This window comes from Streptomyces gilvosporeus, from assembly GCF_002082195.1.
GTDB classification, from domain to species: domain Bacteria; phylum Actinomycetota; class Actinomycetes; order Streptomycetales; family Streptomycetaceae; genus Streptomyces; species Streptomyces gilvosporeus.
Genome location: NZ_CP020569.1, coordinates 3376857 through 3391563 on the forward strand (window position 1 = coordinate 3376857; position 14707 = coordinate 3391563).

Annotated in this window: 11 protein-coding genes; 2 read left to right on the forward strand and 9 right to left on the reverse strand. The window is 72.5% G+C overall.

Translation table 11 applies throughout. From position 1 onward, the window contains the following. Nucleotides 1-47: 47 nt before the first annotated feature. The 4 genes from B1H19_RS14920 to proB all read right to left on the reverse strand — a co-directional run bounded on the left by B1H19_RS14920 (nt 48) and on the right by proB (nt 4035). Nucleotides 48-671 carry an SCO2584 family spore wall biosynthesis protein gene (locus B1H19_RS14920; protein ID WP_083105211.1) on the reverse strand — a complete coding sequence of 208 codons (624 nt, stop codon included), beginning with the start codon at nt 669-671 and terminating at the stop codon, nt 48-50. A 112-nt stretch (nt 672-783) separates the two neighbouring features. Further along, nucleotides 784-2052: a glutamate-5-semialdehyde dehydrogenase gene (locus B1H19_RS14925; protein ID WP_083105212.1), complete on the reverse strand. Its 1269-nt coding sequence runs from the start codon at nt 2050-2052 to the stop codon at nt 784-786. Nucleotides 2053-2152: 100 nt separating this feature from the next. Beyond that, the gene (locus B1H19_RS14930) at nt 2153-2647 is read right to left on the reverse strand and encodes a hypothetical protein (RefSeq protein ID WP_083105213.1); all 495 of its coding nucleotides are present in this window, start codon (nt 2645-2647) and stop codon (nt 2153-2155) included. 290 nt (nt 2648-2937) lie between these two features. After that, nucleotides 2938-4035 (reverse strand): glutamate 5-kinase, encoded by a 1098-nt coding sequence (gene proB, locus B1H19_RS14935; RefSeq protein WP_083105214.1) that lies wholly within the window; start codon nt 4033-4035, stop codon nt 2938-2940. Between the two features lie 452 nt (nt 4036-4487). On the opposite strand from proB, the gene B1H19_RS14940 reads away from it, so the two are divergent. Further along, on the forward strand, nt 4488-6584 hold the full coding sequence (locus tag B1H19_RS14940) for a hypothetical protein (protein WP_083105215.1): 2097 nt from the start codon (nt 4488-4490) through the stop codon (nt 6582-6584). A gap of 132 nt (nt 6585-6716) precedes the next feature. Here the strand turns inward: B1H19_RS14940 and obgE are convergent, their stop codons facing one another. The 5 genes from obgE to B1H19_RS14965 form a co-directional block, all read right to left on the reverse strand. Beyond that, nucleotides 6717-8153, reverse strand: a complete 1437-nt coding sequence (gene obgE / locus B1H19_RS14945) for a GTPase ObgE (protein WP_083105216.1) — start codon at nt 8151-8153, stop codon at nt 6717-6719. A gap of 208 nt (nt 8154-8361) precedes the next feature. Continuing rightward, nucleotides 8362-8619 carry a 50S ribosomal protein L27 gene (gene rpmA / locus B1H19_RS14950; protein WP_030066598.1) on the reverse strand — a complete coding sequence of 86 codons (258 nt, stop codon included), beginning with the start codon at nt 8617-8619 and terminating at the stop codon, nt 8362-8364. Between the two features lie 14 nt (nt 8620-8633). Then, on the reverse strand, nt 8634-8954 hold the full coding sequence (rplU, locus tag B1H19_RS14955) for a 50S ribosomal protein L21 (RefSeq protein WP_018538042.1): 321 nt from the start codon (nt 8952-8954) through the stop codon (nt 8634-8636). A 327-nt stretch (nt 8955-9281) separates the two neighbouring features. Then, nucleotides 9282-12779 (reverse strand): Rne/Rng family ribonuclease, encoded by a 3498-nt coding sequence (locus B1H19_RS14960; protein WP_083105217.1) that lies wholly within the window; start codon nt 12777-12779, stop codon nt 9282-9284. Between the two features lie 217 nt (nt 12780-12996). After that, nucleotides 12997-13797 (reverse strand): TIGR03936 family radical SAM-associated protein, encoded by an 801-nt coding sequence (locus B1H19_RS14965; RefSeq protein ID WP_083105218.1) that lies wholly within the window; start codon nt 13795-13797, stop codon nt 12997-12999. Between the two features lie 372 nt (nt 13798-14169). Here B1H19_RS14965 and B1H19_RS38660 point away from each other — a divergent pair, with 372 nt between their 5' ends. Beyond that, on the forward strand, nt 14170-14631 hold the full coding sequence (locus tag B1H19_RS38660; RefSeq protein ID WP_083105219.1) for a hypothetical protein: 462 nt from the start codon (nt 14170-14172) through the stop codon (nt 14629-14631). Nucleotides 14632-14707: the final 76 nt, after the last annotated feature.

Genomic DNA, 14707 nt, shown 5'->3' on the forward strand with positions numbered 1-14707 from the left:
CCCCGCCCCACCGGGCGCCCGGCCCGAGGGGTCCGCCCGCCCACCGGTCAGTGCGCCCGGTGCGCCGCGGACGCCGACGGCGGCGCGGATTCGGCCGAGGCGGACGGCACCAGACCGGGGCGCAGCGTCCGGGCGCCCGCGCGCCCGCCCGAGGACGTCTCGCCGGTCGCGGGCTCACTGGAGGAGGGCCGTGGCGCCGGGCTCTCGTCGCGCCCGGCGGCCCCGCGGGAGACCGCGCTGAAGGCCAGCGCGACCAGCCCGATGCCCATCACCACGGCCAGCACCCAGGCCATCGGCCGGTGCCAGCGGGGCGCGCCGCGATAGGGCCGCAGTGAGCCGCCGTAGGGGCCGTACGGGCCGTATTCGTCGTATTCCGCGTACGCGTCGTCGGCGTCGTGGTCACCGGTCCGCCGGGCGGCCGTACCGCGCTCGCGCGGGCCGTCCGCGCCCTCGGGGCCGAAGCCCGGCCCCGAGCGGGCGGCCTCGGCCTCGGCGCGCGCCTCGGCGGCGGCCAGCATGCGCTCTACCGCCGAGGGCTCATGGATCCGCGCGGACCGGACGAATTCCTCGTCGAAGACCACGGAAGCGAATTCCTCATCCGCTCTTCCGTGGTGGTGCTCGTCGGGCTCCTCGCCGTCCGGGAACGGCATGCCCCCCACGTCGTCCGGCACCCGTCCAGGTTAGCCCCGGCCGCTCGTTTTGGGCAGAGAGATTCCGGCAGAGAACGGAATCCCCACAGCAACCGACAACGGCTCCCGCCCCGGCCGACCACAACGCAGCGTTCTAGCGGGTATGCCCGTCCCCTGTGACGATGTACTTGGTGGACGTGAGCTCCGGCAGGCCCATGGGGCCGCGGGCGTGCAGCTTCTGCGTCGAGATGCCGATCTCGGCGCCGAAGCCGAACTGGCCGCCGTCGGTGAAGCGGGTGGAGGCATTGACCGCGACGGTCGTGGAATCCACCAACTGGGTGAAGCGGCGGGCGGCGGCCTGCGAGGTGGTGACGATCGCCTCGGTGTGGCCGGAGGTCCAGCGCCGGATGTGCGCCACCGCCGCGTCCAGGTCCGGCACCACGGCGGCCGCGATGTCGTACGAGAGGTACTCGGTCGCCCAGTCCTCGTCGGTGGCGGGCGCGACCAGCCCGGGGCCGGCCTGCTGCCACGCGGCGTCACCGTGCACCACCACGCCCGCCTGGGTGAGCGCCTCCAGGGCACGCGGCAGGAACTTCTCGGCGATCCCGGCGTGCACCAGCACCGTCTCGGCGGCGTTGCAGACGCTGGGCCGCTGCGCCTTGGAGTTGATCAGGATGTCGATCGCCATATCGATGTCGGCGGCCTCGTCGACGTAGACGTGGCAGTTGCCGGTGCCGGTCTCGATCACCGGGACGATGGACTCCTCGACGACCGTACGGATCAGCGAGGCGCCGCCGCGCGGGATCAGCACGTCCACCAGGCCGCGGGCCCGCATCAGCTCGCGGACCGACTCGCGGCTCTCGCCCGGCACCAGCTGCACCGCGTCGGCGGGCAGCCCGGCGCCCTCGACGGCCCCGCGGAGCACCTCCACCAGGGCGGTGTTCGAGGCGTACGCGGAGGACGAACCGCGCAGCAGCACGGCGTTGCCGGACTTCAGGCACAGCGCGGCGGCGTCGACGGTCACATTGGGCCGGGCCTCGTAGATGATGCCGATCACACCCAGCGGGACCCGGACCTGGCGCAGGTCCAGCCCGTTGGGCAGGGTCGAGCCGCGGACCACCTCGCCCACCGGGTCGGGCAGCGCGACCACATCGCGCACGTCCGCGGCGATGGCCGCGATCCGCTCGGGGGTGAGGGTGAGCCGGTCCACGATCGACTCGGCGGTGCCTGCGGCGCGCGCCTTGGCGATGTCCTCGGCGTTGGCGGCGACGATCGCGTCCGTACGGGCCACCAGGGCGTCGGCGATGGCGAGCAGCGCCCCGTCGCGGGCCGTCCGCGGCAGCGGCGCCAGCTCGGCGGCCGCCTCCTTCGCACGGCGGGCGGTCTCGAGGACGGGCGAGGTGGCGGATGCGCTGCTGGTCATGGCCGAAGCCTAGCTCGGCGACGGGCCGCGGCCACGCCGCATTTCACAGTGCGGAACGCCGGCGGCCCCGGCCCGGCCACAACTTCCCCCAGGGCAGGCGCTAATACGGATGGACCCCGACCGGCGAAGCGGGCGGCGGCCCGTATCCCTCGGCGATGCGCTGGTGGTAGGTCTCGCGGTCGATGACTTCCAGGCCGACGATCTCCCAGGGCGGCAGTTTGGCCGTCGAGCGGTGTTCGCCCCACAGCCGCAGGGCCACCGCCGCCGCGTCGTGCAGGTCCCGCGCCTCCTCCCAGTAGCGGATCTCGGCGTGGTCGTTGGCGTAGCGGCTGGTCAGCAGGAAGGGATGGTCGTGGGCGAGCTGTTCGAGCGCGCGCCGGACATCCTTCAACGGTGCCTCCTCGCCCGAGACGCTCAACGTGATGTGCCACAGCCGGGACGCCTCCCGGCGGGCGCCCTCCGGCGCCGCCGGTGCCGTCCCGGCCCGCTCCGTACGCTCGTCGTCCGGGCGGACGGCGTCCCCTCCGGCCCGGACGCTGGTCAGTGTGCGCTCCGCCGTCCCTCGGGGCAGAGCCCCCGGGCGCCCTCGTCTCACCGGCGGCCTCCTGTGCTGCGAATCGCTCCGCCCTCGGGGAGTGCGGAGCCGATGGGTGCGGTCGTACTGCGGCGTATGCGCTCGCGCGCTGCGGGCGCCGCTCCCCCACGGCGCCAGGTGCGCGGGCGCCCCGGACGCCGCCGACCCACGGCGCCGCCGCCACCAAGTTGACCAGCCCGCGGGCCCTCGCGGGGCCGTTTTCGCGAAGGTCTCCGCGGAAAGGCCGGACTTCGCGCCGCGCCGCGGGGGTGTTTTCGTGCCGTGACGGCCGTCAGCCGGGCGGCAGGCGCTCAGTGGTGCAGCAGCACCAGATCGTCGCGGTGCACGACCTCCCGCTCATAGGCGGGGCCCAGCTCACGGGCGAGATCGCGGGTCGAGCGGCCCATCAGACGGGGGATTTCCCGGGCGTCGAAATTGACGAGCCCGCGGGCCACCGCCCGCCCGCCGCCGTCGCGCAGCTCGACCGGGTCACCGGCGGAGAACTCCCCCTCGACGGAGGCGATCCCGGCCGGCAGCAGCGAGGAATGCCGTTCGACGACGGCCTCGACGGCGCCGTCGTCCAGGACCAGCGCGCCCTGCGGGGTGGAGGCGTGCGCCAGCCACAGCAGCCGGTCGGCGGAGCGGCGGCCGGTGGGCAGGAAGTGGGTGCCGGTGGGGCGGCCGGCCAGCGCATCGGTGGCGTGCACGGCGGAGGTGAGGACGACCGGGACGCCGGCCGCCGCCGCGATCCGGGCCGCCTCCACCTTGGTGACCATGCCGCCGGTGCCCACCCCGGCCTTGCCCGCGCTGCCGATGGAGATGCCCTCCAGGTCCTGGGGCCCGCGCACCTCCGCTATCCGCGACGTACCGGGGGTGGAGGGGTCGCCGTCGTAGAGCCCGTCGACATCGGAGAGCAGGATCAGCACATCGGCGCGGACGAGATGGGCCACCAGCGCGGCGAGGCGGTCGTTGTCGCCGAAGCGGATCTCGTCGGTGGCGACGGTGTCGTTCTCGTTGACGATCGGTACGGCGCCCATGGCCAGCAGCTGGTCCAGGGTCCGGTAGGCGTTGCGGTAGTGGGCGCGGCGGCTGGTGTCGTCGGAGGTCAGCAGGACCTGGCCGACGCGGCGGCCGTAGCGCGCGAAGGAGGCGGTGTACCGGGCGACGAGCAGGCCCTGGCCGACGCTGGCGGCGGCCTGCTGGCGGGCCAGGTCGCGCGGGCGGCGCTCCAGCCCCAGCGGCGCGAGCCCGGCCGCGATGGCTCCGGAGGAGACCAGCACGATCTCCTTGTCCTCATGTTTGGCCAGCACGTCCACCAGCGCGTCCACGCGGTCCGCGTCCAGTCCCCCGGCGGCCGTGGTCAGCGACGACGAGCCGATCTTGACCACGATCCGGCGGGCGTCCGCCACGTCCTGCCGCGCGCCTTTCGCACCTGTCGCGCCTGCTGCGCCTGACACCTGAGATACCCCTGTTATCGCTCGCCCCTGAAACGGTCCTACGGGCGCAATCTACGGCAGGACCGGCCTCGGGCGCGCCGCGATATCGCCTGGCGGACGCCCGCGCGGACACCGCGGTTCGCCGCGGCGACGGGTCCACCGGGTTACCCGGACGACGTTGCCCGTACGCCCTCCCGGCGTGCCCTGGAAAACGTTAAGACGGCGGTGGGGTCCATATGGTTGCTCGTTTGGTCCGCTTTCGCGGTGATCAGAGCCACAGCAGATTGTCACCAAGGCCAACAAGGTCATACGGTCGGGTGTCCATCGGTCCCGTTTCGCCGCTCCGGCGGCGTCGCAGCGCGGGACCCGGCCGCCCCCCCTCGGTCTCCCCCCTGACCTTTATTGCTGCCAGGAGCCCTCCCACCGTGCCTTCCGCCGGATTCGTCCCCCGCCGAGCCGTGCAGTTCGCGGCCCTCTTCGCGATGATGCTCGCGTTCACCGCCCAGCTGGTCGGTGCGCTGCTGCCGATCATTCCGCTGTTCATCGCCGCGTCCGTGGTCAACCTGGGACTCGACCTGATCCTCCAGCACAAGCAGCCCGGCCTGCTGTCCGTGCTCGGCCGGATCCGGTTCGACGTCACGGTCCGCCAACTGCTGCGCGACATGGTGATACTTGTCGGCCTGCTGCACATCGACGGCATCAACCCGCTAGAGGAGCAGGCGCCGCTCACCATCACGCTGCTGCTCTTCTACGGCACCCACTTCGTGTGCCAGGCGGTCGCGGTGCTGGTCCGGCGGTCCCGCAGCCTGCCGTTCGTGACGCGCAACATCGACACGAGCGCGCTGCGGCTGTCCGACGCCCCGCCGCGCATCCTCTCCCGCCAGACGGGCCGGCGGCTGCTGCGCTTCTCGGTCCCCACCACCACCGGCATGATGGTGACCGCGGTCACCACCGACGCGTACTGGGGCGGTATCGGCATCGCCGTCTCCCTGGTCCTCTCCGCCGCGGGCACCGTCTACCTGGGCACCTGGCTGCTGCCCAAGAAGCGGGTCGTCTCCGAACAGCGCGCCCTGGAGTGGCTGGACGGCTGGCTCGCCGACTACGAGCCCACGGTCGGCATGTACTTCTCCGGCGGCGCCTCCTCCGCCTACCAGGCCAACATGTGGCTGAGCACCCTCGCCGGCCTGGACGGCAACCCGATCATCGTGCTCCGCGAACGCTTCATGGTGCAGAAGATCGAGGCCACGGACATCCCGATCGTCTGCATCCCCAAGGTCGCCAACCTGATGCGCCTGGAGCACTCGACGCTCAAGGTCCTGCTGCACCCGGCGAACTCCGGCAAGACCTCGCAGATCCTGCGGATCCCGTCCATCAAGCACGCGTTCATCAACCACGGCGAGAGCGACAAGCTGTCCTCCTGCAACCCGTACGCCAAGGCGTACGACGAGGTGTGGGTGGCCGGCCCGGCGGCCCGCGACCGCTACCAGCTCGCCGACATCGGTGTGGAGGACAAGGACGTCGTCGAGGTGGGCCGCCCGCAGCTGGCCCCGATCCGGCCGTACGAGGGCGCGCCGCAGGACCGGCCGACCACCGTGCTGTACGCCCCGACCTGGGAGGGCTGGGACGGCAACCCGGGCAACACCTCGGTGATCCTGGCGGGCGAGAACATCGTCCGGGAGCTGCTGGCCGACGACACCGTCCGGCTGCTGTACAAGCCGCATCCGATGACCGGTTCGGTCGACCCGCGGGCGGGCGCCGCCAACGCCCGTATCCAGGCGATGATCGCCGAGGCCAACGGCCGGCGCAGCGGTGCGCAGCCCGGCCCCGAGGCCGCCGCCGAGCTGGCCCGCCGGGCCGAGGAGCTCCAGGCGCTGACCACCTCCGGCTTCCGCGCGAGTGCGGACGAACTGGAGCGGATGCGGCTGCAGGGCACGCCGGAAAAGGGCCGTTCGGCCGCCGTCGATGCCGCCGTGGACGCCTGGGAGGCGGCGTACTGGCAGTCCTTCCCCGACTGGCAGCACGTGGTCATCACCACCGCCCGGCCCGGCATCTTCGCCTGCTTCAACGAGGCCGACGTGCTGATCAGCGATGTCTCCAGCGTGGTCTCGGACTACCTGAGCAGCGAGAAGCCCTACGCGGTCGCCAACACCTCGGGGATGAGCGAGGACGAGTTCCGGGCGAACTTCCCCACCGTGCGGGCGGCGACCATCCTCACGCCCGACGCGAGCGGGGTGGCCGGACTCCTCAAGGCCGTACGCAGTCCGGAGCTCGACGCCCTGGCCGCCGAGCGCGCCGAGCTCAAGGAGCATCTGCTCGGCCCGTCCGACCCGCCGTCCGCGGTGCGCTTCAACGAGGCCGCCCTGGCGCTGTGCGCCCAGGCCGATGAGCGGCGCCGGCGGATGGAGAGCCGTCTGTCGGGCATCCCCGGGCAGCGCTCGCAGGCCGCCGCGGACACGTCAGACGCCGCCGTGACGGCCGGAAACGAGCCCAGCGGGGCTGCGGACACGCCTGCGGCCGTCTAGCCCGCAGCGGGGCACCCGCGGCCCCGCACGGAGGACCGGTACGGATACACGGATATGGGGAAGGCCCGGGAGGAGATCCTCCCGGGCCTTCCCCGTATCGGCCCCGTATGGGCCCCGTATCGGCCGAAACGCCTAGAACGGCCGGAAGCCGTCGTACTCCTCGTCCGCCTCGTCCCGCTGCGCGTCCCGGTCCCTGCGGCGCTGCGCGGCCGGCCGGGGCGCCTCCATGCGGTGGTCCTCGCCGCGGCGGCCCAGCATCTCGGCACCGGCCGCCATCATCGGCTCCCAGTCGAACACGACGGCGTTGTCCTCGGCACCGATGGCGATGCCGTCGCCGGCGTGGGCGCCCGCCTTGCGCAGCGCGTCCTCCACACCCAGGCGGTTCAGGCGGTCGGCGAGGTAACCGACGGCCTCGTCGTTGTTGAAGTCGGTCTGGCGGATCCAGCGCTCGGGCTTCTCGCCCCGCACGCGGAAGAAGTTCTCGCCCTCGGCCGTGACCGTGAAGCCCGCGTCGTCCACGGCCTTGGGCCGGATGACGATACGGGTGGCTTCCTGTACGGGCTTGGCCGCGCGGGCCTTGGCGACGATGTCGGCCAGCGCGTACGACAGCTCCTTGAGGCCCATATGGGCGACCGCAGAGACCTCGAAGACGCGGTAGCCGCGCTCCTCCAGATCGGGGCGGATCAGGTCGGCGAGGTCCTTGCCGTCCGGCACATCGATCTTGTTGAGGACGACCACCCGGGGACGGTTGTCGAGACCGCCGTACTGGGTGAGCTCCTCCTCGATGGTGTCGAGGTCGGAGACCGGGTCGCGGTCGGACTCCAGGGTCGCGGTGTCCAGAACGTGCACGAGCACCTCGCAGCGCTCGACGTGCCGCAGGAACTCCAGGCCCAGCCCCTTGCCCTGGCTGGCGCCGGGGATCAGACCGGGGACGTCCGCGATGGTGTAGACGGTCGAACCGGCGGTCACCACACCGAGGTTGGGCACCAGGGTGGTGAAGGGGTAGTCCGCGATCTTCGGCTTGGCGGCCGAGAGGACCGAGATCAGGGAGGACTTTCCGGCGCTGGGGTAGCCGACCAGGGCCACGTCCGCGACGGTCTTCAGCTCCAGGACGATGTCGCGGGTCTCGCCGGGCTCGCCGAGCAGCGCGAAGCCGGGGGCCTTGCGACGGGCCGAGGCCAGCGCGGCGTTGCCGAGGCCGCCGCGGCCGCCCTGGCCGGCGATGAAGGTGGTGCCCTGGCCGACGAGGTCGGCCAGCACCTCACCGTTGCGGTCGAGGACCACGGTGCCGTCGGGGACCGGCAGCACCAGGTCCTGGCCGTTCTTGCCGGAGCGGTTGTCGCCCGCGCCCGGCGCACCGTTGGTGGCCTTGCGGTGCGGGTGGTGGTGGTATTCGAGGAGCGTGGTGACGTCCTGGTCGACGACCAGGATCACATCGCCGCCGCGGCCGCCGTTGCCGCCGTCGGGGCCGCCCAGCGGTTTGAACTTCTCCCGCATCACGGAGGCCACGCCGTGGCCTCCGTTACCCGCGGCGACATGCAGCTCGACGCGGTCCACGAAGGTGGTCATGGTGGGTGCCTCCAGAAAAACGGGAATGTCGGGGCGGTACGGATCTGCGCACCGCCCGGGGGTGTTGAGCGGGATATCTCAGTCGTAACACGCCAAGGGCGGACCGGCCTTCCCGCTCCCGCGGGAAAAGGCGGTCCGCCCCTGGGGCTGTGCCGGGCCGGGGGATACCCCCCGGACCACCAGCCGAGTTGCTACGTCCGTGCCGTGATTACTGGGCGACCGGGACGATGTTCACGACCTTGCGGCCACGGTGGGTGCCGAACTGCACCGCACCGGCCTCAAGGGCGAACAGGGTGTCGTCGCCGCCGCGGCCGACGCCCGTGCCCGGGTGGAAGTGGGTGCCACGCTGGCGGACCAGGATCTCACCGGCGAGGACGGCCTGACCGCCGAAGCGCTTCACGCCGAGCCGCTGAGCATTGGAATCGCGACCGTTCCGAGTGGACGATGCGCCCTTCTTGTGTGCCATGTCTCCTCAGTCCCTTACTTCGCCGGAGCGTCGATGCCGGTGATCTTCAGCGCCGTGTGGAGCTGGCGGTGGCCGATCCGCTTCTTGTAACCGGTCTTGTTCTTGTACTTCTGGATCCGGATCTTGTCGCCCTTGTGGTGGTCGACGACCTCGGCCTGGACCTTCACGCCGGCCAGGACCCACGGGTCGCTGGTGACGGCGTCACCATCGACGACCAGCAGCGTGGAGAGCTCGACGGTGTCGCCGACCTTGCTGGTGGAAATGCGGTCAACCTCGATGACGTCGCCAACAGCAACCTTCTGCTGGCGTCCGCCGGTGCGCACGATCGCGTACACGCGGAACTCTCTTTCGCTAGAAACGGATCCTCTGATGCCAGCCGCTCTCACGGGCTCGGGATGGCCCGTGGAATCCGACCCGGGGACCGGGCGGGACGAGCGGCCTCCCTCGGCGGACTGCCGAGAGGTGTTTGCTCAGGGGTTTGGTGTCACACAGACACCGACGGCCAAGGTTACGGGGCCTCGACCAGGGGGTCAAACCGGCCCCGGACCGGGTACCCGGTCCGGGGCGCGGCGTGCCGCTCAGTCCTCCGCGGAAGCCCCCGGAGCAAGCACCGGCTCCACTGGAGCGGCTTACGCCGCGCCCTCTGCCTGCGCTGCCGGGGCCTACTCGGCGGCGGCGGTCTTCTTGGCCGCCGCCTTCTTCGTCGTCGCCTTCTTCGCGGTGGTCTTCTTCGCCGTGGCCTTCTTGGCGGTGGTGGTCTTCTTCGCCGCCGTCTTCTTGGCCGTGGCCTTCTTCGCCGCGGTCTTCTTGGCGGTGGCCTTCTTGGCCGCCGCCTTCTTCGCCGTCTTCTTGGTGGGCGCGGCCTCGGGCTCGGCCTCGGCGGCCGCCTCGGCGACCGGCTCCGCCACCGGCTCGGTGACGGCCTCCGCCACCGGCGCCGCGATGACGACCGTCGCCGCGGCCTCCTCGGCGACCTCCGGCGAAGCCGCCGGCGCGGTGACCTTACGGGTCACCCGACGGCGCTTGCGCGGCGGCGCGGCCTCGACCGCCGGTGCCTCGACGGCCGGCTCGGCCTCGACGACGGGCTCCGGCTCGGCCGGGACCACGATCGCGGCGGCCTCCTCGGCGGCGGCCCTGGGGGCGCCCGCCGGAGCGGACACCTTCCGGCTCACCCGGCGGCGGCCACGGCCCCGTCCGGCGGCGGCCGCCTCGGCCTCCGCCGGGCTGCCGAACCACTCGTCGGCGCCGGCCACCGTGGGCTGCAGCTCGGCCTCGGTCACCGCAACGGGCTCCAGCTCCGGCTCGCCGCCGTCCGGGGTCGGCTCGATCGCCTCGACCTCCTGGACCTGCGGCTCGACGGGCTCGGCGGCGGCCGCCTTGCCCTTCTTCTTGCGCTTGCCGCCACCGCCGGCCGTCGTCGGCTGGTCCATGTGGACGATCACGCCCCGGCCGTTGCAGTGCACACACGACTCGGAGAAGGACTCCAGCAGGCCCTGGCCGACCCGCTTACGGGTCATCTGCACCAGGCCCAGCGAGGTGACCTCGGCCACCTGGTGCTTCGTACGGTCGCGGCCCAGGCACTCCAGCAGACGCCGCAGCACCAGGTCACGGTTGGACTCCAGCACCATGTCGATGAAGTCGATCACGATGATGCCGCCGAGGTCGCGCAGCCGCAGCTGACGCACGATCTCCTCGGCCGCCTCCAGGTTGTTCCTGGTGACCGTCTCCTCCAGGTTGCCGCCCTGGCCGGTGAACTTGCCGGTGTTGACGTCGACCACGACCATCGCCTCGGTCCGGTCGATCACCAGCGATCCCCCGCTGGGCAGCCAGACCTTGCGGTCCAGGGCCTTCATCAGCTGCTCGTCGATGCGGTACGTCGCGAAGACGTCGACGTCCGAGGTCCACTTCTGGAGCCGGTCGACCAGGTCCGGGGCGACATGCGCAACATAGCCGTGGATGGTCTGCCAGGCGTCGTCACCGCTGACGATGACCTTGGAGAAGTCCTCGTTGAAGATGTCGCGGACGACCCGGACGGTCATGTCCGGCTCGCCGTAGAGCAGCGACGGGGAGCTGGTCGAAGCGGCCTTCGCCTTCTTCTGGATCTCCTCCCACTGCGCCTGGAGCCGCTGGACGTCGCGCGCCAGCTCTTCCTCGCTGGCGCCCTCGGCGGCCGTACGGACGATGACGCCCGCGTCCTCGGGGACGATCTTCTTGAGGATCTGCTTCAGCCGCGCCCGCTCGGTGTCGGGAAGCTTGCGGCTGATACCGGTCATCGAGCCCTCGGGCACGTAGACCAGGTAGCGGCCGGGCAGCGAGACCTGGCTGGTCAGGCGGGCGCCCTTGTGGCCGATCGGGTCCTTGGTGACCTGCACCAGCACCGACTGGCCGGACTTCAGCGCGGTCTCGATGCGGCGCGGGCCGTTGGACATGCCCAGCGCCTCGAAGTTGACCTCACCGGCGTACAGGACGGCGTTGCGGCCCTTGCCGATGTCGACGAAGGCGGCCTCCATGGACGGCAGGACGTTCTGGACCTTGCCCAGGTAGACGTTGCCGACGTAGCTGGTGGCCTGCTCCTTGTTGACGAAGTGCTCGACGAGGACGTTGTCCTCCAGCACGCCGATCTGGGTGCGCTCGCCGCTCTGGCGGACGACCATCACCCGCTCGACGGCCTCGCGGCGCGCCAGGAACTCCGCCTCGGTGATGATCGGCACCCGGCGGCGGCCCTGCTCGCGGCCCTCGCGGCGGCGCTGCTTCTTCGCCTCCAGGCGCGTCGACCCCTTGATCGACTGCACCTCGTCGGAGGGCTCCTCCTTCTTGCGGGGCTCGCGCACCTTGACGACGGTGCGCTCCGGCTCGTCCGCGGCCGGCTCCGTCTCCATGGCCTCACCGCTGCGCCGACGGCGGCGACGACGGCGACGGCTGCTGCTCGTACCGCCCCCGGGCTGCTCCTCGGCGGCCTCCTGGGGCTCCTCGGCGGCCTGCTCCTCGGGCTCCTCCTCGGCCGCCGGCTCGTCCGTACGGGCGGCCTCGGGCTGCTCCTCGCCGCCCTCAGCGGCCTCGCCACGGCGGCGGCGACGGCCACCACGACGGCGACGGCGCGAGGGGCGCTCGCCGCCCTCTTCCTCGCCGTGCGCGGCCTCGACCGGCTCCTCGGGCTCCTCCTCGGCGGCCTCCTCGGCCGTCGGCTCCTCGACGGGCGCGGTGGCCTGCACCTCGGCCTGCGCGCCGCGACGGCGGCGACGGCGCGGACCGGCGGCGGGCTGCTCCTCGGCAACCTGCTCGGTGGCGGCCTCCTCCTGACGGGCCGCGGCGTGCGCGGCGGCCGCGCTCTCCGGGGTCTGGAACATCGGCTCGGCGAACACCGGCGCCTGGAAGACGGCGGTCGGCGGGCGCTGCGCCCGGCGGCGGCCGCGCGCCGGAGCCTCCGGCGCGGCCTCCTCCTCGGCCCGGGGCGCCTCGGCGACCGGCTCCGCGGCGCGCTCGCCGCGGCGGCGCACCCGGCGCTTGGGCTCGGCGGGCTCGGCCTCAGCGGCGGCTTCCTCGGCGGCCTGCGGCGCGCCCTCGGCGGCGGTCACCTTGCGGGTGGCACGGCGGCGCGCACGGGCCGGACGGGCCTCCTCGACGGGCTGCTCCGCGGCCTCCTCCTCGTCGACGGCCTTGGCGACGGCCTCGACGGCGGGCTCCTCGGCCGCGCTCACCTGCGGGGCCGCGGCCGGAGCGGTGACCTTACGGGTGGCACGGCGGCGCGTCCGCGCGGGCTTGGCGGCCTCCACCGCCTCCTCCTCGACGTCCTCCGCCACCGGCGCCTCGACAGCAGCCGAAACGGGCACCACGGCCTCGGCCGACTCGGCCCCACCGGCCTGCGGCGCACCCGCCGGAGCGGTCGCCTTACGGGTGGCACGACGCCGCGAACGCGCGGGCTTGGCGGCGTCCCCGGTGGTGACCGCGGACGCGATGGCCTCCTCGGCCACGGGCTGCGCCGCCGGGGTCTCGGCGCTCACGACCTCGGTCGGAGCGTCGGTGCCGGCCGGCGGACCGGCCGGCCGGGATGCCGCACGGCGCCTGCGGCGCGGCGGCAGGGTGTCGCTGGGTGAGTTGTTGTTGTCCACGCCGAGGTCCGCAGACCCAGTGGCTTCAGTGGGCTCAATTGGTTCGAGCATGCGGGCGGTTCTCCCGTCACGCTCCCGGGCGCCGCGCCTGATTCCGGCCACGGCCCGCGTGATGAGCGCGGTGCCGCTGTCCGGGGCGCGGGCGCCGCACGGGAGCTGTCGTCTCGCTCGCCGGGCCCGTAGGTCGGGGACCGGCGAAAGTCTCCTGGTCAGTGCGCCTGCCGGGCCGGGGTGGCACCCTGGCTGATCGGCGACGCATCGACGGGTCCTACGCAGTACCGTCCCCGGCTGCCGGGGAGGCCCCGCTCGCCGCCTTCGCGGCACGAGGCCCGGCGGCCGTGGATGGGGCGGCCAGGGCAGCGTCGCGGTCGGGCGCCAGCGGGTCGGTCACCGCGCCGGACTCCGCATCGAGCGGCCCCTGCGCCAGCCTGGTCACCGCAGCGGGGACCGGCGGCGCCAGGTCGGCCGTGGCTCGGAGGCCGGACAGGACGTCGTCGGGTCGTACGGCAGGTGTCTGATGCCGAACAACCAGCCGCAGTATCGCACAGGCTTTGCCGTCGGGCCTATCGCCCGGGCAGGCGGCCGCCTGAAGGCTCAGCACCGCCGCGCGGGCGTCGAAGCTGCGCATGCCGTTCTTGGTGCGCCGCTCGACCAGCACCTCGTCCTCGGCGAGGAACGCCTCGACGGCCGACTGCGCCGCGGCGCCCTCGACCTCGTCGAGCCGGATCTCCCACACCGACGCCTCCAGCCGGTCGGCGAGCCCGCTGGTGTGCGCCTCGACGGCGTCGGTCACATCCAGCCCCGCCGGCAGCGACTCGTCCAGCAGCCGGCGCAGCGTGGCCGGGTCGCGGTGCTCGGTGAGAGCGATCTCCAGGTACTCGGCCTCGCTGCCCGTACCCGTCGGGGCGGCGTTGGCATACGACACCTTGGGGTGCGGGGTGAAGCCCGCCGAATAGGCCATGGGAACCTCGGCGCGGCGGAGCGCCCGCTCGAAAGCGCGCTGGAAGTCGCGGTGGCTGGTGAACCGGAGGCGGCCGCGCTTGGTGTAGCGCAGTCGGATGCGCTGCACCGCAGGTGCGGGCGGCGGGCCTTCGGGCTGTCGCTTGCCCAGTGTCGCTCAGTCCTTCGTGAGTGCGGTCGTACTGCTACCAAGAGTACGTGCCCGAGACGCCGGCCGTTCCCGGCGGGGCGGTGCCGGACCGAAGTCCCCTGCGCGGCTGCCTACTTGACGGCCCGCTCGACGGCGGTCGGCGGGAGGGGCCTACGGCCGTGGCGCGCCGACCCGTGCGGGCTCGATATGCCCGCGCGGGGAACGGGTTCCACTGTTGACCTTCGTCACGGCGCGTCACCGACAACGTTCGCGCATCTTCCTATTACCCTCTCGTAACTGAATGAAGTCGATCAATTACTGATCGTACCCACTCGTTCCACCGGAGATGACATGCGCAAGCTTCGTAAGGCTGCCGTCGTGGTCGCCGCCCTCGGCAGCGTCGGCCTTCTCGGCACCGGCACCGCCTTCGCCGACGGCGGTATGACGGTCGTCCGTGAGTACGTCCAGCAGCAGCCGCAGCAACAGCAACAGCAACCACAGGCTCAGCAGCAGGAGCCTCAGCAGCAGCCCCAGCAGCAACAGCAGGAGCCTCAGCAGCAGTCGCAGCAACAGCAGCCGCAGCAGCAGCAGTCGTCCCACCGCCGAGACGACGGGAAGTCGTCGGTCGGGGTCGGCGGCGAGAAGAACTGGCAGAGCACCTCATGCCGGGCGGACGACAAGATCCTCGACTACTACGGCGAGGTCGGGGAGGGGAACGGCAAGAAGAGCAGAGGCGAGGCGGGTTCGCAGACCACCACGCTCGGATCGTCGATGAACTGCAGCATCAACGTCGAGAACAGCGCCGACAAGTAAGACAGGTAGCCGACACGTACGACACAGAGGCCCCTCGGACCCACTCAGCCTCTGAGTGGATGTCCAAGGGGCCTCT